Annotated in this window: 32 protein-coding genes; 5 read left to right on the top strand and 27 right to left on the bottom strand. The window is 51.5% G+C overall.

Going from position 1 to position 26,533, the window contains the following annotated elements; translation table 11 throughout:
• Nucleotides 1–94: 94 nt before the first annotated feature.
• The 17 genes from H8B09_RS03990 to hisA form a co-directional block, all read right to left on the bottom strand.
• Nucleotides 95–883 carry a class I SAM-dependent DNA methyltransferase gene (locus H8B09_RS03990; RefSeq protein ID WP_191202155.1) on the bottom strand — a complete coding sequence of 263 codons (789 nt, stop codon included), beginning with the start codon at nucleotides 881–883 and terminating at the stop codon, nucleotides 95–97.
• Nucleotides 883–1,803 (bottom strand): CvfB family protein, encoded by a 921-nt coding sequence (locus H8B09_RS03985; protein ID WP_191202154.1) that lies wholly within the window; start codon nucleotides 1,801–1,803, stop codon nucleotides 883–885. Before H8B09_RS03985 ends, H8B09_RS03990 begins: the two co-directional genes overlap by 1 nt.
• On the bottom strand, nucleotides 1,800–2,147 hold the full coding sequence (gene rsfS / locus H8B09_RS03980; RefSeq protein WP_191202153.1) for a ribosome silencing factor: 348 nt from the start codon (nucleotides 2,145–2,147) through the stop codon (nucleotides 1,800–1,802). Before rsfS ends, H8B09_RS03985 begins: the two co-directional genes overlap by 4 nt.
• A 3-nt stretch (nucleotides 2,148–2,150) precedes the next feature.
• The gene (yqeK, locus tag H8B09_RS03975; RefSeq protein ID WP_191202152.1) at nucleotides 2,151–2,720 is read right to left on the bottom strand and encodes a bis(5'-nucleosyl)-tetraphosphatase (symmetrical) YqeK; all 570 of its coding nucleotides are present in this window, start codon (nucleotides 2,718–2,720) and stop codon (nucleotides 2,151–2,153) included.
• On the bottom strand, nucleotides 2,698–3,300 hold the full coding sequence (locus H8B09_RS03970; protein WP_191202151.1) for a nicotinate-nucleotide adenylyltransferase: 603 nt from the start codon (nucleotides 3,298–3,300) through the stop codon (nucleotides 2,698–2,700). Before H8B09_RS03970 ends, yqeK begins: the two co-directional genes overlap by 23 nt.
• A 3-nt stretch (nucleotides 3,301–3,303) precedes the next feature.
• Complete coding sequence (yhbY, locus tag H8B09_RS03965; RefSeq protein WP_110045632.1) at nucleotides 3,304–3,597, bottom strand: ribosome assembly RNA-binding protein YhbY; 294 nt, start codon at nucleotides 3,595–3,597, stop codon at nucleotides 3,304–3,306.
• A gap of 44 nt (nucleotides 3,598–3,641) precedes the next feature.
• Complete coding sequence (aroE, locus tag H8B09_RS03960; RefSeq protein WP_191202150.1) at nucleotides 3,642–4,526, bottom strand: shikimate dehydrogenase; 885 nt, start codon at nucleotides 4,524–4,526, stop codon at nucleotides 3,642–3,644.
• Between the two features lie 47 nt (nucleotides 4,527–4,573).
• Complete coding sequence (gene yqeH / locus H8B09_RS03955; protein ID WP_191202149.1) at nucleotides 4,574–5,701, bottom strand: ribosome biogenesis GTPase YqeH; 1,128 nt, start codon at nucleotides 5,699–5,701, stop codon at nucleotides 4,574–4,576.
• The gene (locus H8B09_RS03950; RefSeq protein WP_191202148.1) at nucleotides 5,698–6,222 is read right to left on the bottom strand and encodes a YqeG family HAD IIIA-type phosphatase; all 525 of its coding nucleotides are present in this window, start codon (nucleotides 6,220–6,222) and stop codon (nucleotides 5,698–5,700) included. Before H8B09_RS03950 ends, yqeH begins: the two co-directional genes overlap by 4 nt.
• A 122-nt stretch (nucleotides 6,223–6,344) precedes the next feature.
• The gene (locus H8B09_RS03945; protein WP_191202147.1) at nucleotides 6,345–8,660 is read right to left on the bottom strand and encodes a transglutaminase TgpA family protein; all 2,316 of its coding nucleotides are present in this window, start codon (nucleotides 8,658–8,660) and stop codon (nucleotides 6,345–6,347) included.
• Nucleotides 8,657–9,907 carry a DUF58 domain-containing protein gene (locus H8B09_RS03940; RefSeq protein ID WP_191202146.1) on the bottom strand — a complete coding sequence of 417 codons (1,251 nt, stop codon included), beginning with the start codon at nucleotides 9,905–9,907 and terminating at the stop codon, nucleotides 8,657–8,659. The genes H8B09_RS03945 and H8B09_RS03940 overlap by 4 nt, the downstream gene beginning before the upstream one ends.
• A 2-nt stretch (nucleotides 9,908–9,909) precedes the next feature.
• A complete protein-coding gene (locus H8B09_RS03935; protein ID WP_191202145.1) occupies nucleotides 9,910–10,866 on the bottom strand; it encodes an AAA family ATPase in 957 nt (318 codons plus the stop codon).
• A 189-nt stretch (nucleotides 10,867–11,055) separates the two neighbouring features.
• A complete protein-coding gene (gene spoVAE, locus H8B09_RS03930) occupies nucleotides 11,056–11,406 on the bottom strand; it encodes a stage V sporulation protein AE (RefSeq protein WP_191202144.1) in 351 nt (116 codons plus the stop codon).
• A gap of 4 nt (nucleotides 11,407–11,410) precedes the next feature.
• Nucleotides 11,411–12,424, bottom strand: coding sequence for a stage V sporulation protein AD (gene spoVAD / locus H8B09_RS03925; protein WP_191202143.1), 1,014 nt, complete (start codon nucleotides 12,422–12,424; stop codon nucleotides 11,411–11,413).
• A 1-nt stretch (nucleotide 12,425) separates the two neighbouring features.
• On the bottom strand, nucleotides 12,426–12,929 hold the full coding sequence (gene spoVAC, locus H8B09_RS03920; RefSeq protein WP_191202142.1) for a stage V sporulation protein AC: 504 nt from the start codon (nucleotides 12,927–12,929) through the stop codon (nucleotides 12,426–12,428).
• A 558-nt stretch (nucleotides 12,930–13,487) separates the two neighbouring features.
• Entirely contained in the window at nucleotides 13,488–13,970 is a 483-nt protein-coding gene (locus H8B09_RS03915; protein WP_224753239.1) for a GNAT family N-acetyltransferase, read from the bottom strand.
• A gap of 397 nt (nucleotides 13,971–14,367) precedes the next feature.
• Complete coding sequence (hisA, locus tag H8B09_RS03910) at nucleotides 14,368–15,126, bottom strand: phosphoribosylformimino-5-aminoimidazole carboxamide ribotide isomerase (protein ID WP_191202141.1); 759 nt, start codon at nucleotides 15,124–15,126, stop codon at nucleotides 14,368–14,370.
• Between the two features lie 160 nt (nucleotides 15,127–15,286).
• On the opposite strand from hisA, the gene H8B09_RS03905 reads away from it, so the two are divergent.
• Nucleotides 15,287–16,165, top strand: coding sequence for a DMT family transporter (locus H8B09_RS03905; protein WP_191202140.1), 879 nt, complete (start codon nucleotides 15,287–15,289; stop codon nucleotides 16,163–16,165).
• 59 nt (nucleotides 16,166–16,224) lie between these two features.
• Here H8B09_RS03905 and H8B09_RS03900 read toward each other — a convergent pair whose 3' ends face one another.
• From H8B09_RS03900 to H8B09_RS03870, 7 genes are all read right to left on the bottom strand, one after another.
• Nucleotides 16,225–16,635, bottom strand: coding sequence for a hypothetical protein (locus tag H8B09_RS03900; RefSeq protein WP_191202139.1), 411 nt, complete (start codon nucleotides 16,633–16,635; stop codon nucleotides 16,225–16,227).
• Nucleotides 16,636–16,695: 60 nt separating this feature from the next.
• Nucleotides 16,696–17,487 carry a lipid II flippase Amj family protein gene (locus tag H8B09_RS03895; protein WP_191202138.1) on the bottom strand — a complete coding sequence of 264 codons (792 nt, stop codon included), beginning with the start codon at nucleotides 17,485–17,487 and terminating at the stop codon, nucleotides 16,696–16,698.
• Nucleotides 17,484–18,107 (bottom strand): hypothetical protein, encoded by a 624-nt coding sequence (locus tag H8B09_RS03890; protein WP_191202137.1) that lies wholly within the window; start codon nucleotides 18,105–18,107, stop codon nucleotides 17,484–17,486. Before H8B09_RS03890 ends, H8B09_RS03895 begins: the two co-directional genes overlap by 4 nt.
• Before the next feature lie 33 nt (nucleotides 18,108–18,140).
• On the bottom strand, nucleotides 18,141–18,725 hold the full coding sequence (locus H8B09_RS03885) for a hypothetical protein (protein ID WP_191202136.1): 585 nt from the start codon (nucleotides 18,723–18,725) through the stop codon (nucleotides 18,141–18,143).
• Between the two features lie 98 nt (nucleotides 18,726–18,823).
• Complete coding sequence (locus H8B09_RS03880; protein ID WP_191202135.1) at nucleotides 18,824–19,681, bottom strand: aminoglycoside phosphotransferase family protein; 858 nt, start codon at nucleotides 19,679–19,681, stop codon at nucleotides 18,824–18,826.
• A gap of 24 nt (nucleotides 19,682–19,705) precedes the next feature.
• Entirely contained in the window at nucleotides 19,706–20,260 is a 555-nt protein-coding gene (locus H8B09_RS03875) for a GNAT family N-acetyltransferase (RefSeq protein ID WP_191202134.1), read from the bottom strand.
• Between the two features lie 311 nt (nucleotides 20,261–20,571).
• The gene (locus H8B09_RS03870; RefSeq protein ID WP_191202133.1) at nucleotides 20,572–21,018 is read right to left on the bottom strand and encodes a GNAT family N-acetyltransferase; all 447 of its coding nucleotides are present in this window, start codon (nucleotides 21,016–21,018) and stop codon (nucleotides 20,572–20,574) included.
• A 399-nt stretch (nucleotides 21,019–21,417) separates the two neighbouring features.
• On the opposite strand from H8B09_RS03870, the gene H8B09_RS03865 reads away from it, so the two are divergent.
• Both H8B09_RS03865 and H8B09_RS03860 read left to right on the top strand, forming a co-directional pair.
• Entirely contained in the window at nucleotides 21,418–22,236 is an 819-nt protein-coding gene (locus H8B09_RS03865; protein ID WP_191202132.1) for an SPL family radical SAM protein, read from the top strand.
• A complete protein-coding gene (locus tag H8B09_RS03860; RefSeq protein WP_191202131.1) occupies nucleotides 22,233–23,429 on the top strand; it encodes a chromate transporter in 1,197 nt (398 codons plus the stop codon). The genes H8B09_RS03865 and H8B09_RS03860 overlap by 4 nt, the downstream gene beginning before the upstream one ends.
• Before the next feature lie 55 nt (nucleotides 23,430–23,484).
• Here the strand turns inward: H8B09_RS03860 and H8B09_RS03855 are convergent, their stop codons facing one another.
• The 3 genes from H8B09_RS03855 to H8B09_RS03845 are packed head-to-tail and all read right to left on the bottom strand — an operon-like array spanning nucleotide 23,485 to nucleotide 24,844.
• Entirely contained in the window at nucleotides 23,485–24,186 is a 702-nt protein-coding gene (locus H8B09_RS03855) for a DNA alkylation repair protein (RefSeq protein ID WP_191202130.1), read from the bottom strand.
• The gene (locus tag H8B09_RS03850) at nucleotides 24,186–24,641 is read right to left on the bottom strand and encodes a GNAT family N-acetyltransferase (RefSeq protein WP_191202129.1); all 456 of its coding nucleotides are present in this window, start codon (nucleotides 24,639–24,641) and stop codon (nucleotides 24,186–24,188) included. Before H8B09_RS03850 ends, H8B09_RS03855 begins: the two co-directional genes overlap by 1 nt.
• Nucleotides 24,638–24,844: a helix-hairpin-helix domain-containing protein gene (locus H8B09_RS03845; RefSeq protein WP_191202128.1), complete on the bottom strand. Its 207-nt coding sequence runs from the start codon at nucleotides 24,842–24,844 to the stop codon at nucleotides 24,638–24,640. The genes H8B09_RS03850 and H8B09_RS03845 overlap by 4 nt, the downstream gene beginning before the upstream one ends.
• A 180-nt stretch (nucleotides 24,845–25,024) precedes the next feature.
• On the opposite strand from H8B09_RS03845, the gene H8B09_RS03840 reads away from it, so the two are divergent.
• Together H8B09_RS03840 and H8B09_RS03835 are read left to right on the top strand one after the other, a co-directional pair.
• Nucleotides 25,025–25,870 (top strand): COG4705 family protein, encoded by an 846-nt coding sequence (locus H8B09_RS03840; protein ID WP_191202127.1) that lies wholly within the window; start codon nucleotides 25,025–25,027, stop codon nucleotides 25,868–25,870.
• 57 nt (nucleotides 25,871–25,927) lie between these two features.
• Entirely contained in the window at nucleotides 25,928–26,527 is a 600-nt protein-coding gene (locus tag H8B09_RS03835) for a ferric reductase-like transmembrane domain-containing protein (RefSeq protein ID WP_191202126.1), read from the top strand.
• Nucleotides 26,528–26,533: the final 6 nt, after the last annotated feature.

Below are 26,533 nucleotides of genomic sequence, written 5' to 3'. Positions count from 1 at the left end.
GTTTTTAGGTGAAACAAGTTTATATCATCGCAATATAAAACGCGCTGAGCCATATGCGGCCAGCGCGTTTTAGTTTGGTGAAAATATAAGTGCGTTACTTGTATGCTGCGAAAAACAGCCGTTCCGCTTCCTGCGGCGCCTCGCCCGTCAGCGGTTTCGTGCTGAAGTCAGCGAAGCGCTCTACACGCGTGAAGCCGGCTCGCAGCAGCGAGGATACTAGCCAGACCGAGTCGTACGCCCGTTCTACGTGCGTCTCTTCAATGCGAACGAATCGTCCGGACGGATCCTGCTCGTCCCGTGCGAATATCGTCAGCGCATGCTCAATCTCATTGAGTTGTGTATCGAGTTCGCTGGTCCATATGTACGCTACATCCCGCTCATCGAGCGTGAACGGCTGCTGATCCGCATACCGCTGCAGCTGAGTTGGGGGAAGCACGTCGAACAAGAATACGCCACCTGGGCGCAGCCCTTGGCACGTCGCGTGAAACGCAGCCTCTACATCCTCTTCCTCGGTCAAATAGTTCAAGCAATCGCAGAACGAGATAACCGTGTCTACCTTTTCCGGCAGCTCCCACTCCCGCATATCCTGCTGCAGCCAGCGGACCGAACCGCTTCCAAGGCGAGCTTGATACTGCGGTGTCTCATCCCATTTGCTGCGGCCAATCGTCAGCATATCTGCCGAGAGGTCGATTGCATAGACATGAAAGCCCGATTTTGCAAGCGGGATCGACAGGTTGCCCGTGCCACAGCCAAGATCGACGACCGAATGCGGCATCTCACCATCCTGTGACCATATCGTTCTAGCGAAACGAAGCCAGTCGGCATAAGGCATATTCTCCATTAGCCGGTCATAGACGGCAGCAAACTGTCGATAGGACGCCATCATTGCGCAGGTCCTTTCGTTGCATCTGCTGAGCCATCTTCGGTTGGCTTCGCAATCAGCTTGGTCCAGTTACCTTCCTGCTCAATGATACCGTCGCGCATAAGCTTGCCAAGCGCGCGTTTGAAGGCGGATTTGCTAATTCCGAAACGCTGCTTCACGAGATCAGCTGGCGTCTCGTCCGAATAAGGCATCGCGCCATTCGGGCGTTCCTTCAAGAACGCGAGCACCCGATCCGCATCCTCCAGACGGCCAACTTCCTTACGTTCGCCAAGCGATAGATTAACGCGTCCATCCTCACGCACGAACGTTACGCGTGCGCGTACCCGCTCACCCAGCCTCAGCGTCCGATTACGCTCGGGAGCCGGAATCATGCCGAAGGCGCCGAAGCCCAATACACCGCCGTCCAAGAGGACGAATGAGCCCATCTGCAGCGTCTTCGTTACCCAACCTTCAATCCAGCGATTACGCCAGTCGGAAGGCGCACGGAACACTTTGGTCATGAAATCATCTTCGCCTGCAAGCTTGGCAATAAGCCGTCCCTGCTTATCATTGTGCAGCACAACGAATACTTCGTCACCGATAACGGGACGGAAGTCTTTATTCTCTGGCAGTTCCGACAGCGGGAGCAGCAACTGGCGGCCGAGGCCGATCTCTAGGAAGCAGCCAAGCCGCGGATGAATATCTGCTACGCGGAGCCGTGCCATTTCGCCCAAGGTGATGAGCGGTTTGCGCATCGTCGCCGAAATACGGTCATCGGTATCGTAATAAATGAATACCTCGACGTCATCGCCGGCTTTTATTTTCTGGCCAACAATCTCGCTATAATGGAGCAGCACATCTTGCGTTCCATCCGTCACGAAGAAACCATAGGGCGACACTTCACGTGCCACCCGCAGTCGAACTATCGTACCGGCAATCATGCGAACTCCACGACTTTCGCATCGGACCAGAGCCGCTCAAGATTGTAGTAGTCGCGCTCATCACGGTGGAAAACGTGCACAACGACATCGCCAAGGTCAATGAGAACCCAACGAGCCGAGTCCATCCCTTCGATACCACGAACGCGAACACCAATCATCTCGGCCTGTTTGCGAATTTCGTTAGCAATTGCCTGTACCTGTACATCCGAATTACCGGAGCAGATAACAAAATAATCGGCTACGAGCGAAATTTCCTTCAAGTTAAGCGCAACGATACGAGTCGCTTTCTTCTCTTCCGCTGCAGCAACTGTTACTTCTAGCAATTTATCAGCATTCACTGTCATTCTTCAGCCTCCATTTACTTGTCTTACCATATCATTACGCGCCAGCACGGTCAGCGGGAAGATTCGTTTGCCCTTCTCGATGAGAAAAGTTATTGTGCCATCGAATCCAGTCAGCAACGCCTTCTCCACACTATGCTCGGCTTCACTTCGAATTTTATTCACGCCAGGAAAGTCTCGGCTTGGCTCCATATAATCGGCCAGGCATACGATTTTCTCCAGCAATGTCATGCCAACACGGCCTGACGTGTGATAACGAATCGCATCCAGCACCTCAGCATCCGTCACACCGTAATCTCGCTCTGCTATAAAAGCGCCAACAGGAGCGTGCCACAGCTCTTTATCGTAATCGAGCAGCTCCTCAGGAAGCTTCTCTTCACGAATAATCTGTTCCATCCGAGCTGTCGGCCAATACTTGGCGACGTCATGCAGGATGGCTGCCAGCTCGGCACGGACAGGATCCACGCCGAACCGTTTCGCTAGCTTGACCGACGTTTCCATCACGCCTTGCACATGCAGCCAACGCCGTTCCGGCATCTCTGCCTTCACCGACTCAATCATCGCTTCGCGGTCCATACAGCCCCTCCTTCATGATTTCTGAATAGACTGGCTCCGATACCAAATACCGAATCGATCGGCCGCTCATGCGCCGCCGCCTAATATCGGTTGAAGAAATGCCCATCGGCGGCATTTCAACGACAGATACACGGCGCCGCAGATGCTCGGGGAGCCGTTCCAATTCAATCGGCTCATCCGGGCGCTCGACCCCGATGAAACGAATAAGCTTCGCCAGTTCATCGATCCGATGCCACTTCGGCAAGTCATGAATGCGATCCGATCCGATAATATACGCGAATGTACAGTCTGGTTCTCGTTCCATTAGCACGGTTATCGTATCGTAGGAATAGCTGACACCGCCGCGTTCCAGCTCAATCGTATGCGCATTAAAGCGCGGCTCGCCCGCGATTGCTAACCGAACGAGGCGCAGACGCTTCTCTGCGTCTACGCCTTGTGTGCCTTCTTTGAGCGGTGGTACATTCGTCGGGATAAACCATACCTCGTCCAGCTGGCACGCATCAAGCGCCGTCTCTGCCGCCAGCAGGTGACCGATATGGATCGGATCGAATGTGCCGCCCATGATGCCGATGCTCTTCATCGATTAACGAGGCAGCTCGATCGTCTTGTGATCGCGTGACTCTTTGTAGAGTACAATCGTTTTGCCGATAACTTGAACCAATTCACAACCCGCGCCTGCTGCCAGCTCAGCGCCAACCTCGCGAGGATCCTCCGAGCTGTTATTCAGTACGTTAACCTTGATGAGCTCGCGAACCTCAATCGCCTCTTCGATATGGCGAACGAGCTGATCGTTCATACCGCCCTTGCCGATTTGAAAAATCGGAGTCAAATGATGCGCCATCGAGCGCAAATACCGTTTCTGCTTGCCTGTCAACATGGATGTTATCCCTCTTTCTGCTTGCCATTAATCTCATTTTTGTCTTATCGCTGCAATGCCTCTAGCACCGTCTCGCGCATCGCTAACGCTGGTGCCGACTTCCCTGTCCAATACTCGAATGCATACGCGCCTTGATAAATAAACATGCCCAGACCGCCATGAATGCGGCAGCCTGCACGCTCTGCATCCGCCAGAAACTTCGTCTTCATCGGATTATAAATAATGTCGCTCGCTACCGCTCCAGGCCGCAGCCAAGAAGCATCGACCGGCGTCTCTTCCACATTCGGGAACATACCGGTAGACGTTGTATTAATAATAATATCAGCATCCGCGCATACGCGCTGCAGTTGATCGTTACCGACACCGATGACCGATGTCTCTCCATTCAATGAAGCGGCGAGCTCGATAGCCTTCTGCTCCGTCCGATTGGCAATCGTAATCGACGCTGGCGCTTCCTTCGTAAGGGCATAGACGATACCGCGAGCAGCGCCGCCTGCTCCCAGCACAACAATGCGCTTGCCAGCAAGCTGAGGCTCAGCCTCTTCCTTCAGCGAACGCACATAGCCGATCCCGTCCGTATTGTAGCCCGTCAGGACACCGTTGTCGTTCACAATCGTGTTCACGGCTCCGATAGCTGCGGCCGACTCGTCGATATGATCGAGATACTGCATCACATCCAGCTTGTGCGGAATCGTTACATTGACGCCCCGAATGCCCATTGCCCGTACACCTGCAATGAAGTCGCCGAGCTTGTCCCCTGTAATATGAAACGCCGTATACACGCCATTGACGCCGGTTTCACGAAACGCCCGGTTCATCATAATCGGCGACTTGGAATGCCGTATCGGATCGCCAATGACGCTGAACAGAACCGTATGGCTGTCTACATGCTGAATCGCTTCTGCCTTACTCTCTGCTGCTGCAGTCATTCGAGCCACTCTCCCCTATCGGTTCGAACGCTAGCGCGGATGATCGATTAGATCAACGCGCGGCGCACGTGAACTTTAATCCCCTTCGGCGCGTAGACGTCTACGACCGCTCCTGCCGTACTGTTCGCACGCATCCAGCCAAGGCCCGATACGAATACATCGTATTCGCCGCCGCGCGGAATACGAAGCGAATGACGCGTCCATGCCGGCAGCTCGTCGAGTTCTTCGACAGATGGCGGTGACAGCAGCTTGCCTTTATGGTTAGCATACAGCTCGTCCGCACGCTCCAGCTTCGTTCGATGAACATCCACACCGTTCGATAGATAAAGCGTAAACGACTGATGGTCACCGGATACAAAATCAAACCGAGCCAGCGCGCCAACAAACATCGATTGGCCTTCATCCAGCTGATAAACGAGCGGTTTGATCGGCTTGTCCGGCGTAATCGCCTGCAATACGCTGCGCGGAACAACCTCCGTCATCCGGTGGTTGTAGACGATTCCTGGCGTATCAATGATCGCTTTGCCGTCATCGAGCGGAATGTGAACAGCATCGAGCGTCGTGCCCGGATAACGGGACGTCGTCAATTCGGCATCTAGATCGCTGTAATCATGGATAATTCGATTAATAAGCGTCGACTTGCCGACGTTCGTTGCGCCAACGACATAAACGTCGCGTCCGCGGCGGTAGTACTCGATTGCATCAACGACGCGATCAAAGCCGATGTTGCGTTTCGCACTGCAGAGCACAACCTCAACCGTACGAAGCCCCTGCTCCTTCGCTTGCTGCTGCACCCAGTTGCGTAGGCGGTTGTGATTAACCGCTCGCGGCAGCAGATCGACTTTGTTCACGACGAGCAGCACGGGATTATTACCTACAAACCGCTGCAGACCCGAGATGACGCTGCCTTCGAAATCGAAGATATCGACGATATGCACGACCAAGCTGTCCGTGCTTGCAATGCCGCCAAGCAAGCGCAGGAAATCGTCTTGATCGATTGCGATCGACGAAGCTTCGTTATAATTCTTAATCCGGAAGCAGCGCTGGCAAATCGTCGGCGTCCGTTCCAATGCTGATGCAGGGATATACCCCGCTCGTTCCTTATCTGTCGTCTGCAGCTTCACGCCGCAGCCGGCACAACCTGTGTCCTTACCCGGTTGTTCTGTTACTGTCACTTCGCTTCCTCCTCATACCATAGACCCTTTTTGCGCAGGCTTCTCAGCGCGATCCGCTCGATCATGCGATTGACGCGGGTCATCACGCCTTCATCCTTTGGAGCGATCGGCAGAACGAGAATCGTGTACAGTCCCAATCGGTTGCCGCCGAGTACGTCCGTCATCATCTGGTCGCCAATTACAGCAGTCTGATCTTCTCGCAAACCGAGAATTTCGAATGCTTTGCGGAACGCTTTATTGCTAGGCTTCCGAGCGAGCGGAACGTATGGAATGCCGAGCGGATCGGCAAAACGCGACACACGCACATTATTATTATTGGAAACGATGACAATCTTGAAGCCATGCTTGTGCAGCCTGTCCAGCCATTCGATCAATCTTGGCGTGGCATGCGGTTCCTTGGCTCCGACCAGTGTATTGTCGAGATCGGTAATAATGCCTTTGATTCCGCGGCTTGCAAGCGCTTCGATGTCAAGATCGTATACAGAATTAAGGCGTAAATTCGGCAACAGCCGTTCAAACATAGTTTCGACTCCCCTGAAATGACCTGCTTACTATACAACGAAACTATACCATAATAGCCGAAAATGTTGCAAAAAAATACCGCACGGCGCCGAATCGGCGCCATGCGGTCGATCTCCTTCTGTTACATCCTTTCCCTTATGGAGCGTACCATTGATAAGAAACGATCAACTTCCGCCTGTTCGTAGACGGTCGTTCCGTATTTGGCCCGTTCGAAGCAATCTGCTACTGTCTTCAGGTCGGAACGCAAATACGTTCGTTCCTTCGCCCATCGTTCCGAAGCTTCTCGTACCGTTTCCCACTCTTCCCGATGAAGCCCCTTCCGCCTAGCGAAGCGTACTAGCCGATTCGTCTCAACGACGATCCGCTCGTTAGCGTTAGTTGCTCGATACCGAATACGAGCGAACGAATCGGCCAGTTTCTGCCGACGGAACCAAGCGTATACGAGCATCGCGGCCAGAATCGCAATCGAGAACCACATGACCATACGAGGCGAGAAGAATGAGCTGTTGGATTCTACGACAGGCGCATTCGTCATATCCGACAGGTCAATGTCAGGAACGACAACCTCTTGCTCATCTTCGATCGGATATGGAAACTCGAAGCCCGGTGTCGCCTCGAATGGAATCCAGCCGAAACCGCTGAAGTAAATCTCAACCCATGAGTGTGCATCAGCATTACGAACCGTATACGTGCCTTCACCATTCGGATTACGCGTCGCTTCATCCGGCACAAAGCCTTGATAACGCATCTCGTCTTCATTGTAAGGAAGGACGCCCGGCGCATATCCTTTGACCCAGCGGACGGGAAGCCCTGCCGTACGTCCAAGAACAGCCATTGCCGTCGAGAAGTAATCGCAATACCCTTCCTTCACTTCGAATAAGAAGGAGTCAACAAAGTCCGGGCTATTGCGCAGCGAAGTATCCGGTTCGTTCGTATAAGCGAAATTATCTTTCAGATAGGTCTGGATGCGCAGCGCCTTCTCATAGTCATTCTTTGAACCGGCAGTAATCTCCTGAGCCAGCTTCGCAACGCGGCTTGTGACCGTCTTCGGCAAATTGTAGTATTGCTGATGATCGGCTTTATCCGGATCCGATGCTCCCCACCCGGCCGTTGTCTGGCTCAAAGCAGTGTTATTGAGCGCTGGCAGCTCCGATACAACCGAATACGTCTTCGGATATGTTTTGCTGGTTAAGCTCATACCTGCGCCCAACCAACGAAGCTCCCAGCCTTCCGGATTCCAGCTTAATTCGGGTGGGATTTTGCCGGTCTTATCATCGCCAACCCAGCGAAGCTGCTTGGCAGGTGCAGCTGCGAACAGTACCGGGTAGGTGTCCTCTTCGCGAAGCATTGTGAACGACTGCGTAATTTCGATCGTTTTCGCTTTGCTGCGATCCTCTTCAATCGGCAGCTGCTGATTCTGCTGCAAATTTCGAATCTCATTCCCTGATTTCTTCGACTCTTCCCAACCATTGCCCGTATAGATCGAACGAGTCTCGCCACGCCAGTAGCTGCGATGGGACGTGCTGACAGACATCACAGGAGAGTAATCGAATTGAAATCCACCGCCTAGCTCGGAGTCATTCCGGCTATAGCCTGAGCTTGTGTCCCCAGACGAGAAATCTCCTATGCTTCCGATAACGGGAAGATCATCCGTATACGAGCCGATGACTTTCTTGCCATGCGATTCCGCCCACAGCGTATAAGGGTCCTTCATGATCGGCGCAATGCTTGGCGTTAGAATTCCGAGCACCATAATGCCAGTAATAATCGTCACAACCGGAAGGAAGAAGCTAATCGGGTATTCCAGCAGTTCTGACCAGCTGTTCGGATGCTCGCGCTGAAACCGGTTGAAATGATCGGCTACAAGCCAAGCAAGCGATGCGAATATTGCCCAAGCCGTCTGAGACCACAAATAAATGATCGTATAGGAATCGGCAATCATAAGTGACAACAGGCTCGCTGCCGCGAAAATAATGATTCGTCTTCGCTTAGTTGCCCACATCGAGAAGAATAAGGTCAACCCCCATACTAACGCTGCTAGCTGGATGAATGGACTTAGTTGAGATACATTATCTACGACCCACGACCATAGATTCGATATCGATCGCCAGTTCTCGGGTTCAATGTACTTGTAGCCCGCCGTATGGCCGGAAACAATGACTAATACTGCCGCTTGCAGCACCATCCGGTAAGGCAGGCGCCAAGGGATCAGCCATTCCAGCGCAACGGTCGAAAGAAGGGCGAATTGCACGCAGCTGAATGTCTCTTCCCACCAATAGTCTTCGAACACATGCGTTAACTGCCAGATGATGATCGCCGTCATAAGTGTTGCAATTCGTCTATACCAGCTATCCTGAAGTCCCGCACCCAGCCGCGCTATCAATGTATTTGGACGATTCGTTGATTTGGTTGAATTGACGGTTCTAGCCATCGTCATGAAGCGCCGCCCCCTTCCAGCACAGACGGAAGCTCTTGCAGCTGTCGCACGCTGTGTGCCGTCCACCCTTTGGCACGAAGCGATTGCAGCCATGCTGTCTTGATCTGTCTTCCCAATCTCGTATCTAGTTCATCAACTCCGATATACGTCAGCGCTACCCCTTTGCGAGACAACCAGTTCATTGCGCGAAGCATGTCCTCATTCGCAGCGCCTGATACAATGACGACAAGCGTACCCGGCTCCCAGACAGGTTCAAGGCGCTGAATGGAGACATAAAGAGGATGCACAGCATCCGGCTCCACGATCGTAAGATGGCGGATCATCTGCTCACGCTGCTCAATGCCTGTTCGCGGCGGGAGAACCGTCGAACGTTCGCCAGGCGAGACGAGTCCCATCGCAGTCTCATGCCGCATGCCCAAATCAATAATGGAAGCAGCAACGGAGACGGCAAGCTCGAATCGCTCCTGCCGAATGCCATAAGCCTCGGTATGCCGGTCGAGAATGACGATTGTACGCGGAAGCGACTCGCGCTCAAACGCTTTCGATTTCCATTCGCCCGTCTTTGCCGTTGCATTCCAATGCACACGCGACAGCTTATCGCCATACAAATATTCTCGAACGCCATTAATTTGCGTCGTTTCCTTCGCTGCGCGAGGCGCAGAAGCATGTGAATGCGGTCCGCGTAAGCCGCGGCGGATACGATACCAGTTACGCAGCGGCACCGCTTGCGGCGCAACGCTGAACGTTGCATTCGCTTCGAATGAACCACTGTGCTCGAATAGGCCGAATACATCACGCGTCAAACATTGCGTCGGAGCGAACTGATAGACGCCCCGTTTGAGCGGTGGGGTCGAATAGATGACTTCACCGGAACGCTTCCAATTCGGAACAAACGAAGTTTCGAATGGAATCGATTGACCGTCATGACGGAGCAGCCTGTCCCGCACGAGAACATAAGGCAGCGGATAAAAGCCAGGAACTCGAATATCAAGCGATACCTCGACACTCATGCCGCTGTGCATCGTCCCGTCGGCGCTGCTATTCTGCGCAACTCTCCGCGTTCCCTGCGCCAGCCGAATGCCTGACCATTGACCCAAGATAAGATAAATAATAAGAACGTTCAGGATGACGAACATCATGATCGGCGTTTTGCCGCCCTGGAACATGAAATACATAATATTACAGACATAGATGACCGCGACAAAAGCCCAGCGCCAGCGGTTGGAAGAGCGATTGCTCCCTCGCATAATCATCGCTCCAGACGGACCGGCACCTTCGTCTGTTGGAGGGCGTCCTGCACAATATCTTCGGGTTTCAGGCCGTTCATCCTCGCTTCAGCGTGCAGGATGATCCGGTGTGGAAGCACCGCTTCCGCCATTCGTTTCACATCATCCGGCGTAACGAAGGCACGCTCACGCAGGAAGGCTGAAGCGCGTGCGGCACGCGTAAGGGATACAGCAGCACGCGGGCTCGCTCCGATAAGTGTTGCACGATGGCTGCGGGTAGCCCGTACAATCGATACTGCATATTCGGCAACCGCGCTGTCCACATGCACTTCTGACACAAGCTGCTGCAGGCGAACCAAATCTTCAATTTCGGCTACCTGTTCAATCCGATCCGAAGGATGGCTGCTATCGCTCGCCATAATCATCCGATGCTCATCTGCAGCGGATGGATAACCGAGTGACAGCTTCATCATGAAACGGTCGAGCTGCGCCTCTGGCAGCACATACGTCCCTTCGAACTCAATCGGATTCTGCGTTGCAATAAGAAGGAATGGACGCGGAAGCTCATAGGTCTCGCCATCTACGGTTACATGACCTTCTTCCATCGCCTCAAGCAGCGCCGATTGGGTCTTGGTTGTTGCCCGGTTTATCTCGTCCGCTAACAGCAGGTGGCACATGATCGGGCCTGCCCGGAACAGAAACGTCTCTTGTTTGGGATGATAAATCGATACGCCTGTAATATCTGTCGGAAGCAAGTCAGGGTTACATTGAATACGACGGAATTGACCGCCGATTGATTTAGCAAGCGCTTTCACAAGCTGCGTCTTTCCAGTTCCCGGTACGTCCTCTAACAGAATATGTCCGCCCGAAAGCACAGCTGTAAGCATCCGATCAATTTCATCTTGCTTTCCCAGGATACAGTTCTCTAAATTAGCACGAATTGCAGAGCATAATTGCATATCTGACTGGCGCAGTTCCATCGTTACGTTCCTCCCGGTTACAAGTTATTAGGTTGTAAGATCTATGTAAAGAAGATACAATCTTATCCTATTTTACTAGAAATATCGAGAGCCGTACATCTGCGCACACGCCAAAAAAAATTGGAGGATTCCACAGCGGAACCCTCCAATTGTTTCGTATAAGACATCCATTCTAACGCTTTGTTGTGTTCAGCCTTTCGGCCTAATGACAACTGACGCAAGGAAGGAGAAAATGATGGCAGCGGATATGCCGGCGCTCGTCAGCTTGAAGATACCGGTAATGACACCAACCCATCCATCTTCTCGCAGCGAAGTTAATGCGCCATGCACGAGTGCATTGCCGAAGCTTGTAATCGGTACCGTTGCGCCCGCTCCGGCGAAATCGACCAGCGGGTCATACAAGCCAATGCCATCCAGCAAGGCTCCTGCGACAACTAATGTGGCCATCGTATGCGCTGGCGTCAGCTTGAACACATCAAACATAAGTTGGCCGATCACGCAGATCGCGCCGCCAACAAGAAACGCCCATAGAAACTGCATGCCCTCACACCCCCTTGGCGCTAATTGCAACCGCATGTGCTATGCAGGGGATCGATTCCCCTTGCTGGAAAGACAGCGGTGACAGCAGTGCGCCTGTTGCAGCGACGAGAATACGTTTCAGATCGCCGTTTTGTACCTTTTTGAGCAGATGCCCGTAAGTGACGACAGCCGAGCAGCCGCAGCCGCTCCCCCCAGCCTGAACCTTCTGCTTGCTAATGTCGTACACCATCAATCCACAATCGTTAAAAATGGTATCGTTCATCGGCACACCATCACGGATCAGCAGCTCTTTGGCAATAGGATGCCCAACCGAAGCGAGGTCACCGGTCACGATAAGATCGTAATCGGAAGGCGAACGGCCTGTATCGTTAAAATGTGCCGTTATCGTATCGACCGCTGCTGGCGCCATCGCTGCACCCATGTTGAACGGGTCGGTGATGCCAAGATCCATTACTTTGCCAATAGTGGCACATTCAATAATAGGTCCATTGCCCGTTGCAGCCACAACGGCAGCTCCCGCGCCAGTAACCGTATACTGTGCAGTCGGAGGCTTCTGCGATCCGTATTCAGTCGGATAGCGGAACTGTTTCTCCGCCGTACAGTTATGGCTGACCGTACCAGCCATTGCATGCTGGGCGTTACCCGAATCAATCAGTTGCGCAGCAAGGGCAAGCGTCTCCATCGAAGTGGAGCATGCCCCGAACATGCCGATGTAAGGAGCGCCAAGCGAACGGGCAGCGAAGCTGTTGCTGATGATTTGGTTAAGCAGGTCACCGCCAATGTAGAACTGAATATCGTCCTTCTTCAGGCCCGCATGAAGGACTGCGAAATCGGTTGCCTGTTCCAGCAGCAGCCGCTCGGCTTTCTCCCAGCTTTTCTGCTGCATGTCGAGCTCAGGATGTACGAGATCGAAATCGGATGCAAGCGGGCCTTCGCCTTCATCCGGCCCAACAACGGTCGCAGCCCCGATAATGACAGGCTTGTTCTCGAACCACCAGGTCTGCTTACCCTTCAGCATATTAGTGATTCCCTCCCGTCCCGAATATCAAGTGCCCGATCCCGACGAAAAAGGCAGCTACCGTTCCATACACAATAACGGAGCCAGCCAACTTGAACATGTTAGCGCCAACGCCAAGCACAAGCCCTTCCGTGCGATGCTCAAGCGCAGCCGAGCACATCGAGTTGGCAAAGCCGGTAACGGGCACTGCCGTACCGGCGCCTGCCCATTGCGCGATTTTGTCATAGACGCCAAGCGAAGTAAGGACGACAGAGATAAAGATCAAGGTAGCGACAGTCGGATTGCTTGCTGCTTTCTTATCCATCCCCGCCAAATGAACGTACAGCTGTTGGATGAATTCGCCAAGCACACAAATCAGTCCGCCAATAACAAATGCTTTAACACAGTTAGTCAGGATGGAACGCGAAGGCTCCCGCTGCTTGGCGAAATCCTGGTATTCCTTTGGTGACATGTTCATTTTCTGATAAGGGCCTCCGCCCGCGCTACTCGTGGACAACGTGGTCATCTCCCTTGCGCCATAGTTGGCTTCATTATTTGTTAAAGTTGGCGCACTTATGTGAGCTCCGCGAGTGAATATTACGAGAGGGGCGAACATAAGGGGTGTTTTGTAACTTAAACATTGCTTCGCAGGAAAGATTTCATCCGGCACAAAGGCGAACGCTTAAAGCTTTTCGGAGAAAAGCTGCTTCGGAAGCATGGGCTGCCGCTTCTCCAGAATCATGTGGAGAGTCGAGAAAGCACAAAGAAACCTTTTCTCCCGAACCCTAGGAAGTTCGATGTGAAAAGGCTTGAATACGTTGAGCCGATCGACTCTTATCGGGATAGTTTAATCAAAGATTGAAACGATAATTAAGAATAAGGCCAACAGGACGTATAAAGCGATCGATATAATCATTAACGTTCGTCTGCTCATGGCACATGCTCTCCTTCCGCCGCCTCTGGCGGGCCTCTATACTCACTAATGTATGGCTGAGGAGGCATATGCGGAAATTGTCCACATGCTTAAGCAGTGCGATCGCTTACACGATTGCTGAGTATGTATTGGAATTAATTGAGTACAAAGTTAACAGGCTTTCGCCATAATGTACCAGCCATCCGAATCGTCCGGATATCGACATTCTATAATGACGCGATAACCCAATCGCTCATAAAATTGAATGTTGGCAGGCAGCGACAATCGAACTTCCAGCCGCACTTCAGACAACCCGCGCCCTGCAGCGAGCTTCTCTAAGAAACGGACGAGCTGCTTGCCAATTCCCCGCCCGCGTGCGCTTGCAACGACTGATATTCGTCCGATATAAACATAATCATCTTCCACACGATACTGAGCAGAGCCGATAGCTTCACCTTCGGCTATAGCTAGTACAGCACCTCCGCGTGGACTAAGCTTGCGAATGGTATCCTCAAGCTCCTCGCGCAGGGCGCCTGATGGCGGGTGCAGCACACCCCGATATTCCTCGAATGCCTCGCGCATAATACGATGGACGATTGGCCATTCATCGATTACAGCTTCACGAATTTCAATCGATACGGTTTCACTGGCCATGGCTTATTCCCCCCTGTTCGACTCCTGCTCTTTTATGACCTGCTCAATGCCTAACGAAATAAGCTTTAATGCAATAGTTTAATTTTACGAACCAAGTAATGTTTGCGCAAGAAAAGCAAGAAATAGTCCGTTACGGGGTTATAAATACGACATTGCCATGAGTAGCGAGTGAAGCGCACGCCATGGTTTTCATCTTGAGTGGTGGCGGATGATGAGGGAGGACTTTGTTTGAACGGTAAAAACCCGCACTTGATGTGACTCGGGGGATTCAAGTACAGAGGCTAAAGAACAACCCTCATCGAAATATCCAATGAAGCCAACTTACATACACTTACCTATAAAAAAGCAGCACAGGGGTTAACGCCCTATGCCGCCTTCTGAATCCGCCTTACTATTCCTATTCTCCGTCACAGTATGCAACAACCTGCTCGTACGGCAGTTTGCCTCCGTAGATATCAAGCGCGCTGCCGATCGTAATATCGAGCTTGCCGCCCGACAGCTCTTTGAACAGCGCCAGATCGTCGAGCGAACGTGCGCCGCCTGCATACGTGCATGGAATCGTTACCCACTGCGCAAGCGAGGAAACGAGACTTTGCTGAATGCCGCTTTGCTTGCCTTCAACGTCAACAGCGTGAATGAGGAACTCATCGCAATACTGTTCAAGAAAACGAATATTGTCCTCGTTAACCTCAAAATCACTGAACTGCTTCCATTGATTCGTGACCACATACCATTTGCCATCGCGTTCCTTGCAGCTAAGGTCAATGACCAGCCTGTCAACACCAACCTCTGCCACAATCGCATTCAAATTGTCCATATCAAGCTTGCCATCGCGGAAAATGTAAGAGGTGACAATCACATGCGATGCGCCTTGCTCCAAATAATGCTTCGCATTGCCTGCGTTAATTCCTCCGCCGATCTGCAAGCCGCCGGGATACGCATTAAGCGCGCGAACCGCTTCTTCTTCATTACCGCCGCCGAGCATAATGACATGGCCGCCGACCAGCTTGTCCTTATGGAACAGCTCAGCATAGTGAACCGAGTCGTAGCTGGATACAAAATTTTCGACGACTGCGCCTTGATCCGTGTTCAGCGTTTCGCCGACAATTTGTTTTACTTTGCCCTGATGCATATCAATACAAGGTCTGAATTTCATTGGAATCCCCTCACGAATGTGCTTGATGGCTTGAAACTAGCTCCCTATATCCTAACACGTTCATAGCGGATGGTCGACACAACAAGTCATATACAGAACACGATAAATTCGTTACAATCGGAATCACTTATTGTGCTGCAGAGCGATCGGAGGCTTCGCCATGAACCAAACCAAATATGTCATAATGCTCGTCGGCACAACCTTTCTAATGGGGATCGCATTTCCGATTGGCAAAATCGGTCTCGATTACGCGCCTCCCTTCCTGCTCATGTCTTTCCGTTATTTGATTGCAGGAGTTTTGCTGGCGCTGCTTACGCTTCGCAGGCAGCAACCGCGAGGCATACAATGGCTGCAAGCTGCGGCAATCGGCCTGCTGCAGACGACAGGAGTCATGGGCTGCGCCTATTTCAGCATGCGCTGGATCACGTCCAGCGAATCCGCGATTCTGACCTTCGTCAATCCGCTGCTCGTCATCGTGCTTGGCACGCTGCTGATGGGCGCTGTTTATCGGATAAGACAATGGGCTGGCGTTGCTGTCGGTTTTCTCGGCGTTGCAGTCACCTTCGGACTGCATGTCGACTTGTCGCCAGGGACGTTCATCTGTCTTGCTGGCGCCATTTGTTTCGCTTCCGCAACGCTGCTCATCAAGCGCTGGGGTGCCGGTTTTGACATGAATGTGCTCGCTGCTTATCAGATGCTCACTGGCGGTATCGTACTGCTGGTGCTGAGCTTTATTGCAGAGAAACCGGTATTTAAAGTTACCTCGACCTCTGTGGCTGTCGTATTGCTACTTGCGCTGCTCTGCTCGATCGTACAGTTCACTTCCTGGTATCAGCTGCTGCGGCAAGGCGATGCGGCAAAGACGAGCTCCTTTTTGTTCCTTGCCCCGCTGTTCGGCGTATTGTGCAGCTGGCTGATGCTTGGAGAGAAGCTTCATCTCTACACGGGTATCGGCGGCGCGCTCATCTGTGCAGGCATCTTCCTCGTCAATAGCGCCAATGCTCAGCGCCCTGCCAAACACAACACAGCCGCCATGTAGATTGAACTCTTGGAACATAGAAAGCGCAAGTGCTGTTCATCAGCACTTGCGCTTTCTGCTTACAATTCCGTGCTCTTCGTCTGCGCAGTCCCCGACTTCAGCCGTTCGATCGGCTCCCGCAGCAGGCTGCTGAGCAGAATGCCTTGGACTGTTCCTAGAACGAGCGAACCGATCGTTATGGGCAGACCAAGATACGGCAGCATGAACCCTGTTCCCATATCTTCTATGCCAATCTTCAAAATAATAGGGATCGAAATCAGTACTAGGAATATACCGAGAGAGAAGATGAACATATACCATTTCCCATCGGCGGTTAGTGCTGTCACGATGCAGTTGCTGATTAGCAATGCTAACAACCATATAATAATGGCTGAGCTGCTCGTGCTTGTGCTCAAGGCGCTAAGGAATACAGTAGACAATATGGCATGCAGCAGTGGAGCCGCCAACAGCTCGATCAACCGTTTCAGCATCGATTTGCACCCCTTCGCGTTATATCGCATCGCATTCGCCAATTGCAATCCACTTCAACCTTACAGCAGCTTCACAACCATCCCGATAAAATAAGCAGCCGGAATCATGATGAATTGACCAAGCATCGTTCCCATGAATCGAGAAGTCATTAGAACTACGTACACTTTGCCCAGCTGATTGCGATATTGCTCGTGCTGCAGCGCCTTATCCGTAATAAGCCCCAACTGTGGATCGATGAAGATCGTGAGCAGAATCGTCGCAATGCCATTAATAATGCCGGATGCCTGCGAGGCTGTCGTACTGAATGCAGGAAGCAGATGCGCCGTATACAAGGAAGCCATAACTCCAACGGTGTAAAAGGCTGTGACGAACACATTCATAATAATGAGCCGATACGGGATGCCTAAATATCGAAAGTAATAAAGCGAGAAAGCAGGTTTCCGCAAGTAATACTTCGTATTCTTCAGTTGGCCGATTGTCACGCTCGAAACCAGCTTCGGAATGGAGCCTGCCAGTTCGAGCTTCGCAATAATACGGCCGAATAAGCTGACGAAGGTCGGGAACAATGCAATGGCGATCAGTGTCCCTACGGACGAGGCCAGCAAAATAATGCGCATGTATTGAATGAGCGGAAAATCCACATTCGTCCGCGCGAAGTCGACGAACTTGGCAGTCAGCGGCGCTTGCAGCAAATTGGCAGTACGGGATACGAGTACGATGATGCCCGTCAGGGATAACGCGACTGCTATTTTATTGAGTTTCACACCCGCAAACCGAATGGCGTACGACAGTGTCTCGGACGTATGAATGACCATCGTTAGAATGAAGACGAAGATTAGCTTCTCAATCATAATGCCTGCTTGACCGCTTGGACGAATGCTGCTGGCTCATCAAGCGAGAGATGAATTTGACTGACCCGCTTCTTCATGCCAAGCAGCCCAAACCGATACACAGGCTGTCCCAAAGTAATCACACAGTTGATCGTATCTTCCACGCCGATCATCGATCGAAACCATCGCGGCGTTGCGGCCACTCGCATGACAGATGAAGTAGCTCCCAGATCACCTGCATGGCTGATAAGCCGAATGTCTTCCATTTGATCTAGATGGAACTGAATCGATTGGCGGAGCCCGACGTTCATATTTACTTCCTTGCCAGTTAGTCTTACTCGGCCTCGTCGGACCAGATTATAATCGCCAAACATATATAAAATCGCGTAAAGATGGATGATATGCGTTAGATTAATCGTCGCTTCGGGAAGTTTCTGAATGAGCAAATAATGAAATGCCACCATCTCAAGCACTTGTTCATGAACGATAGCGAGAAATAGAAAGACATACATGCTTCGCCGATGATACGTGAAGGCATGATCAGCAAGCTTCTCCTTCGGCTTGCCCCAACGGAACAACGCATGATAGAGTACGAGCAAATCACCCAGCATCGCCTGACGGCGTCTGGTAAGACTGAACATCAGCATCTACCTCCGATCAACAAAATTACACCGCTATTTATTCTTGCAGAATCTAACCGTATGGTCCAACACGCCAATCACTTCATTCCATTCGAGCAGCTCCAGCGGTTCATGCTTCGCTTCTGCTTGGCGATCGAAATCAATCGTTAGATCGTTAAGTATGCCTTGCAGGAAACGGCTGTCGATCTCTTCGATATCTGCAGGCTCGGGTACTAATGGCAGCAGCCTCAGGCTGTAGTGGTCGATCAGCTTGCCGTTCAACCGCCAGAAATCACGGTAGTACGCAGCTTGCGCTTGCTTCTTCTCCGGCTGCGACAGCCATTTGATCCGCTTGTTATAGATGCTCTCCATCCATATCTGATCGGAGATGAGATGATAATAATAGCCAAGATGAAACGGCGTAGTGCTCGCACTGAAATATTTGGCCCCAAACGCCTCATAATCCGTTACCCAGGCTCCCTCAGCATTCGCTTTAGCAAAATGCGATTTCGCCTTTGGTTCGTTCATATGCTTGTGCACATCAGGAGCAAGTCCGCCAATTAAGAATTGATCGTCCCGAATTCCAGTCGCTTCATTTAACAATGTAGATATCGCATAATGCATCATTCTCGATCCCATGATTGAAATAGCTCCCTCCCTGCGTCGGCCATATTCGATATAGAACAAAAAAGACGAGTCATTCGGACGTCGTCTTCGATGCTGCAATCACTAAGCTGCTACAGAGTTAGTCCAGCCAGATAAGGATTGCCTTTCAATATGCTGCGTGCTTTGCTCTTCGTAGTCGATTGCCGGAGTAGTCCTACCAGACGGTTAAGCAGCAGCCAACGAATGACTGCAATAGCCTCGAACGCCTGCTCCTCTTGCAATGACAGCGGCACAGCAGCCACGTAAGCATTGCGAAATACTTCTGCATGACGTTCACTCGCATAAATTCGAAGCAAGGCACATGCCCATGCATAGTCGTATCGCGGATCGCCCATCTGACCATTCGTCCAATCAATGATCGTGCATTTGCCGTTGTCGAACACCACATTACCCGAATTAAAGTCGCCGTGGATAAGTCGATCATACCGATATCCTACCTGATCCATTAAATGGAGAAGCCGCTCATGCAGATCGCCATGCGCTTCAATATTCGGGAAGAAATAACCAACAAAATCATACGCAGGCAGCAGCTCAGGAGCGATGTTATCAATAGGCATCCGATGCAAATCGACCAGCCGTTCTGCAAGCTCCGACAGCATCCCATTATCCAGTTTCTTAGGCGGCAGCCCATCATGGCTTGTCACAAGAACGGCGTTGCCGTCCGGATCGACGCCCCACCCGATCGGAACCGATACTTGTACGCCGCTATCTATTAACGCATGAAGCAGATGAAACTGCCGATTGATGTCCGGCTTCGAATCTCTGTTCCATACTTTCCATACGTATGCCTCCTGCTCCAGCAGAAGCTTCGTCACCTCTGCTTCAAGCCCGGAAGCCATCGGCTCCAATCGGACCTCGTGCTCGCGTGCGACAAGCTGTTCCAGACAATCCGTTGAACAACTCCACTTCGTCGCGCTTATCTGAATCATCGATTCGCATCCCTTCTTCCCTATCTATACGCCCGAACGCTCAGACAAGTACTCCTCCTGCAAAATCGCCATGCAGACGATATCCGAATACTTGCCGCGTGAAAAATGTTTGTTGCGCAATCGGCCTTCTTCACGGAAGCCGCACTTCGTATAGCAGCGAATCGCCCGCGCATTGAAATCATGTACTTCGAGCTCAAGACGCTTCAAATTCAGCTCTTCGAATACAAACTGCTGCAGCAGCCGAATGGCAGCTGATCCAATTCCTTGATTGTGCAGCTCCGCGTTGCCGATCACCATGCCCATCTCGGCGTATCGATTCTTCCAGTCGATACGGAATAAGTCGATCTGGCCGATGTAGAGCTCGGTCATCCGGTCTGCGATGACGAAACCTTTTTGCTCGGATGAGCCCTCCAACATGGTGTTCAAATACGTTTCAGTCCCGCTCAACGTGTGCGGATATAAGAAAGCGTCTGACAAGTATTGGGTAATCTCGGGGTCATTGCACCACTCCCGCATGCCTACCAAATCTTCTCTGCGATATTCACGAAGAATAATCGTGTCGCCAATTAAATGCGGCAAAGGCTCACCCCTCAAACAGTCTTGATCTATGAATCTAGCAGTCTACTGCTTCATTGTTCATTAAATGTATCATATTCCCAATCGCAAGGAAATATCAGCGAGGTTCCAACAGAGGCGTCCAACATGAGAAGGGGAATAAAAATTGCCGTTTGTACCGCGGGAATAGTATCGTTCTGCTCGGCAGCTCATGATGCCAACTTTCAACAGAACTTATTTCCAGCAGTATAAACGGCAATAGGGGTAGATCGAGGGAGAGGATCGTCGTTATTCAATAAGCAGCTCTTATCCATACTTTCTCCTTAGACGCTCCGTTAAGATGACTTGCCAGGCAAGCTCTTCTGTAAGACCGCATCCGCCTGCCTTACATATTTGAAACGCTCATAAGCTTTAATTGCAATTTCATTATCTGCACCAGTCAATACACTTACTTCCGAGACGCCTCTCGAACGAAGCTCCTCTTCGATATGAGCCATCAGCATTGTCGCTAGGCCGTTGCCTCTTGCCGGCTCTTCGACGAACATTTCCGTAAGATAACCGTGTTTCTCCCGATAACAGAACGATTCGAAATACTGAGCGCATGCATAACCAACCGTATGTCCATTGAGCAGTGCAATGGCTACAAGCTCGTTAGAACGAAGCAGACTGTCGCGCACTTCCTCAGGCGTCAACACGACACCATTAAACACTTCATTGAGCCGAGCTAAATCTTCTGCGTCATGAATATAGGCCCGACGGACCTCTTTCTTCGCTTCTGTCATTCGTACCGCCTCCTGTTCTTCCATTACTTATAGGACGATCAACAATCAAACCGACTATTCCGTGCTCAATTATTGAACAATATACACTTCTCGCGGCGTGACGGCAAGACCTATCACACTATTCGGAAAACTCGCGGTTTTTCGGGGATGTTCGCAGAAGATTGGGCTGACTAAGGCGATGAGCGGTTGAAAATCTACAATAAACACATTAGGCATCCGCTTTTTCTTGTAGTAAGGTTAACGTAGGACCTTGCGCGCAAACCGGCAATTTCCGAGCTGCAATACGTAAGCTAAGAGATGCAATTGCAGCGCCTAAGGTTCCATATTGATGATCGCCTATTTCGTTTATAACAAATTTGAAGTTGAAAGCACAAATTCTAAAGAATAAGGTGAGCTTATTTGGAGAAGTTGATCCAATATTCCACGCCCAGGTCGCTGCTCAACAAAGGGACAGGCTTTCTAGCCGGCTACTCCCATTCCCTTAATCCATATACGGGATGTGCATTCAGCTGCTCTTACTGCTATGTCCGGCAAATGCCCGTGTCCGTCTTCCGTCAAGCGGAATGGGGGACATGGGTCGATGTGAAGCAAGGTGCATCAGAGCTGCTGCGACGCGAGCTTCAGCGCGCGAAGAAACGAGGACCTGTCACGATCTTCATGTCCTCCAGCACGGATCCGTACCAGCCTATCGAATACAAGGAACGCGTTACACGCTCGCTGCTTGAGGTCATGGTTTCCGATCCGCCGGATTTCCTGCTCGTTCAGACGCGAAGCCCGCTCGTCACGCGAGATATCGATCTGCTGAAGCAGCTTGGCAGCAAAGTGCGGGTCAGCATGACCGTCGAAACTGACCGCGACGATATGCGCAAGCTGTTCTCGCCGGAGGCGCCTCCCATCCAAGCGCGGCTGCGGGCGCTTCGCGAGCTTGCTGCTGCGGGGGTTCCGACGCAAGCCGCCGTTGCGCCGATACTGCCAAGCAGCGAGGCGTTCGCATCCGTCCTTCGTGAGCATGTGACACGGGTCGTACTCGACAACTTCGAGCTTGGCGATGGCAGCGGCGGCAAACGGACGCGCAGGCTTGGCATCGAAGCGCTGTATAAGCCGCTCGGACTGGAGCATTGGTACGGAGCGCAGGCGCTGGATGTGTTGACGAAGCGGATGCAGGTTTATTTTCATGAAGATGAGCTGTTCATCAGCCAGAAAGGGTTTGAGCCATGAAGGAAAGGAACGAGATTGAACAAACACGCACCTCCATCTTTACGATATTTCGGGTATCGTTGAAGCTTGGCTTCACGTCGTTCGGAGGTCCGATCGCGCATCTTGGATATTTTCACTCAGAGTACATTAATCGGAGACGTTGGCTCGATGAACGCAGCTATGCGGACCTCGTAGCGCTCTGCCAGCTGCTGCCCGGACCTGCCAGCAGTCAGGTCGGAATCGGCATCGGTACGATGCGCGCCGGTCTATTAGGCGGGATAGCCGCTTGGATCGGATTCACACTCCCTTCGGCTCTCGCGCTTATGCTGTTCGCCCTGCTTCTGCATGGGCTCCCTGTCGACAGTTATGGCTGGATTCACGGGTTAAAAATCGTAGCTGTCGCGATAGTCGCACAAGCTATACATAGTATGGGTGTGAAGCTGATTCCCGATCGCAGCCGTGCAACGATTGCAGCTGCCGCGGCAGCCTTAACCCTCCTCTGGCCGACGTCTGGCAGCCAGTTGCTGACGATCGCAGGTGCTGCACTTATCGGACTATTCCTATATCGACGCAGTGAGGCTGCTGAAGCATCGCCGCTGCCAATGCCGATTAGCCGTCGGACAGGTATGGCATGCCTTCTATTATTTGTGCTTCTATTGGCCCTCTTGCCAATCATTCGAGCGGTAACCTCAAGTCACTGGGCTGCGCTTATGGATAGCTTCTACCGATCAGGCGCTCTTGTATTCGGCGGAGGGCATGTTGTGCTGCCGCTGCTTGAACGGGAAGTCGTGCCGACCGGCTGGATTAGCAGCGGTGATTTCTTAGCTGGTTATGGGGCAGCGCAAGCTGTTCCGGGTCCCTTGTTTACTTTCGCTTCCTACCTCGGAGCAATAGATAGCGGTATATGGGGCGCATTGATCGCAACCGTTGCGATCTTCCTGCCCGCTTACCTGCTCGTCGTCGGAGCGCTGCCGTTCTGGCACACGCTGCTTCATAATTCAAAGTTTCGCGGTGCTGTTGTCAGCATTAATGCAGCAGTTGTCGGTATTCTGATCGCTGCCTTCTATGACCCGATCTGGGTATCCTCCATTACTGGCGCTTATGAATTTGCACTCGCACTCATCTTGTTAACGATGCTGACGTACTGGAAGCTTCCGACTTGGATCATCATCCTGGCAGGCGCACTTGGCGGTATGCTCATCCAGCAGCTATAAGAGAGAAGAGCCTCAGCAAGTCGGCCGGAATACGGCTCGCCTGCTAAGGCTCTTCTTATTTGCGCTTCATGCTGCGGATCAATTGCTTCGTATCCGGATCGATACGAAGCGATTCCGTAATCTTTTGCAGCGACTTATTATAGGTGAACGTATCGAGGGTACATGCCGGACTGCGCAAGTAAGCCATCGTTTGCTCGGGGACATTCGTGAAGCAGGTTGCAATCGCCCAAGCGACAGCCATCTTTACATAGTAATGATCATGTTTGATCACATCGAGCAGAGGCAGCACTTGATCGATATAAGCCTCGTTCGCATAATAATTGAGCAGCATCACAACACCGAATCGGATGTCATAGGGCTGATCCGATGCTAGATAGGGCTGGATAAACGACCAGACGCGCTCTTGATGTTTTTGCGTGATTTTCAGCCCAATGCAGAAACTATCGCATACCGACCAATTGTTGATCTTCGGAACGAAACCTACGATCGCCTCCAGCACCTCCTCAATGTCTGCCTTCGCATAACCGATGACGAGCCCCTGCAGCATGATCTCTTCGAAATATTCGTCGCTCGCCGCCGCGAGATACGCTTTCCAATCACCTCGGGCCAGCTGCTGTGCCATCTTGCGCAAGATCGGAATGCGGACGCCGAGGATGTTGTCTACACCGGGTATCAAGGACGAAGAGAAGATGCGGTACTTCTCCTCGGAAGCCTCTAACAATTGATTTCTTATCGTATCGTTTACGAAATTATTCATTAATCGTCCCCGCTTACATTTGTTTTATCACTAACACTATCAAATGAATGACTCCGTCGCATATAAACGCTCCGTTCCTGGAAGCCTAGCGACTTCCAGAAGCGGTAGCCCTGTTCGTTCCAGTGCATGACTTCGATATCGAGGTCATCGGTGCCAAGGAATTGGGTCAAGGCGCGGAAGGCGGCTTTGCCATTGCCTTGGCCTCGGGATGATCGGCTGATGAAGAACTGGCGCAGATAAAGCGGAGACCGGCTATGATCGACCAACGCATAACCTAGAACCGTGTCCTCTGCTTCGAAAATGTAAGCTGCATAGCTGCCTTCTATAAATGATTGCATTCGCTCCCGCAGCTGCGGGATGTCCATCGGATTATCATGTCGCTCGTCTTCAATTAGCTGCTTATTCATCGCAGCAAGCATATCCAAGTCTTCTTCGCTTCCGATACGAATGTTCACTTGAAAGACAACCCCTTCGCCTCAAGCGCTTGACGAAGCAGCGTAACGGCCTTAGGGCCGACTCCATGCAAGCCTTTAAATTCAACTTCCGTGAGTGTCGTCAACTGCTCTAGGCGCGTAATCCCTGCGTTTCTTAATGCACGTAATGCTGGTTGCGCAAGCCCTTCCGGAAAGCCGGTGCCTTCGATACCGATCCGTTCCATCTGTGTGCGATCCCCTTTCTGAAATAATAATAAAGATTTAATAAATCGTTAATTTCTTGCCGCTAGTATTAACCCAAAGCAAGAATGACAGTCAATAGAATTGAGGTGACGGCAGACCGGAGATCAGCCATCTTGTTAAATGACCAAATCAGTTTACAATTTGAAAGGAGCCTATCGCATATGGACGCAACGAACAACGTGATCGGTTCATCCATCAACAAGATTCCACAGCTCACCCTGCTTTTCTGGATAATGAAGATAGCGGCAACTACATTAGGCGAGACAGGAAGCGACTTATTTACAGTCCCTGGCTCGGAAGATAACTATCTCATTCCATTCTTATTCTTTATCGGCATCTTCGTCGTTTTCTTAGGTATTCAATTGTTTGTCAAAACGTATATCCCACCCGTCTACTGGGTTGTCATTACGTCTACAAGTCTTGCTGGCACGGCCTTCTCTGATTATATGGATCGTTCTTTAGGGCTAGGCTATATGAAGGGCTCTTTGCTACTGGTTGGGCTGCTTGTCCTTATCTTTCTGTTCTGGCACTTCACAGAGCCAACACTCAATGTCAAACATATTGCAACCAAACGTGTCGAGGTGCTGTACTGGATTGCAATACTTGTATCGAACACATTAGGTACCGCAGCCGGCGACTTCTTGTCTCATAAAGAGGAAGGAGTAGGAAAGCTTGCTGGGGGTGGAAGCTTCCTGGAGCAAGGACTAGGACTTACAATCGCACAAGGTGCCATGCTGACCGGAGGGTTGATTGTCCTTGTTCTGCTAGCTTACTGGTTCACGTCAATTAATCGAGTCGTGCTTTTCTGGGTTGCCTTTGTATTAACACGTCCGTTCGGGGCTACCTTTGGCGATTACTTAATCAAACCTCACGATAAGGGCGGACTCGGACTTGAGAATGGTACACAGATCGCTTCCGGCATCCTTCTTGCTGTCCTTGTCGTCTGCATTATCATTCAGTATGCAGCGCCTAAGCGCAGCATTCCTTCGGCGGCCGAACCAGCTTAATAGAGGCCATCTGCACCTATGAGGCGTTATCGTGAGCATTAAAGGAGATGCAGCTTTATGAGCAGCAAACAGAAAGTTTGGATTCCAGCCATCCTAATCATCGCGGTTGCACTGCTTCTATTAGTTTATTATTACAGCCTGGATATCCCCCATGCTCGACCGGATTTTCGAAAGGAGAAAGAGGCTGGCGGACAACTATTCACGACAATGGGCACCATCGCGTTGTATGTGGCCGCTCTTGGGTTCTCTTGGCTTTGGTTTAAGAAAAGTCGGAAGTCCCCCTCTCGTATCGTGAAAGCCGTCGGCACACAAATTCATAGAGCCCATCAATGGCTTGGATGGGCAGCGCTGGCGTTAGGTACTGCACATGGCGTATATTTGCTCCTGACACGATCTGACGATCACAAAATATGGTCAGGCATCGCAAGCTTTGCGATTCTGCTTGCCATCGTCGGGTATGGCGTATTCATTCCACGTATCCGCAACAAATGGATGCGTATGGTTCATCGGATGTTAGGGATAGCATGGGTACCGATCGGCTTCATACACGCAGGAGGCTCGATGCTGCTTGCAGCAGCGCTTACAATCGCGATCGGCATCCTCGTCCGCGTACTTGAGAAATATGCCCAGAGTACCAATGAACCAACTAACAATTGAAGGCAT

This window comes from Paenibacillus terricola (assembly GCF_014779765.1).
GTDB classification, from domain to species: Bacteria; Bacillota; Bacilli; order Paenibacillales; family Paenibacillaceae; genus Paenibacillus_T; species Paenibacillus_T terricola.
This window is presented reverse-complemented; position numbering and strand designations above follow the sequence as displayed.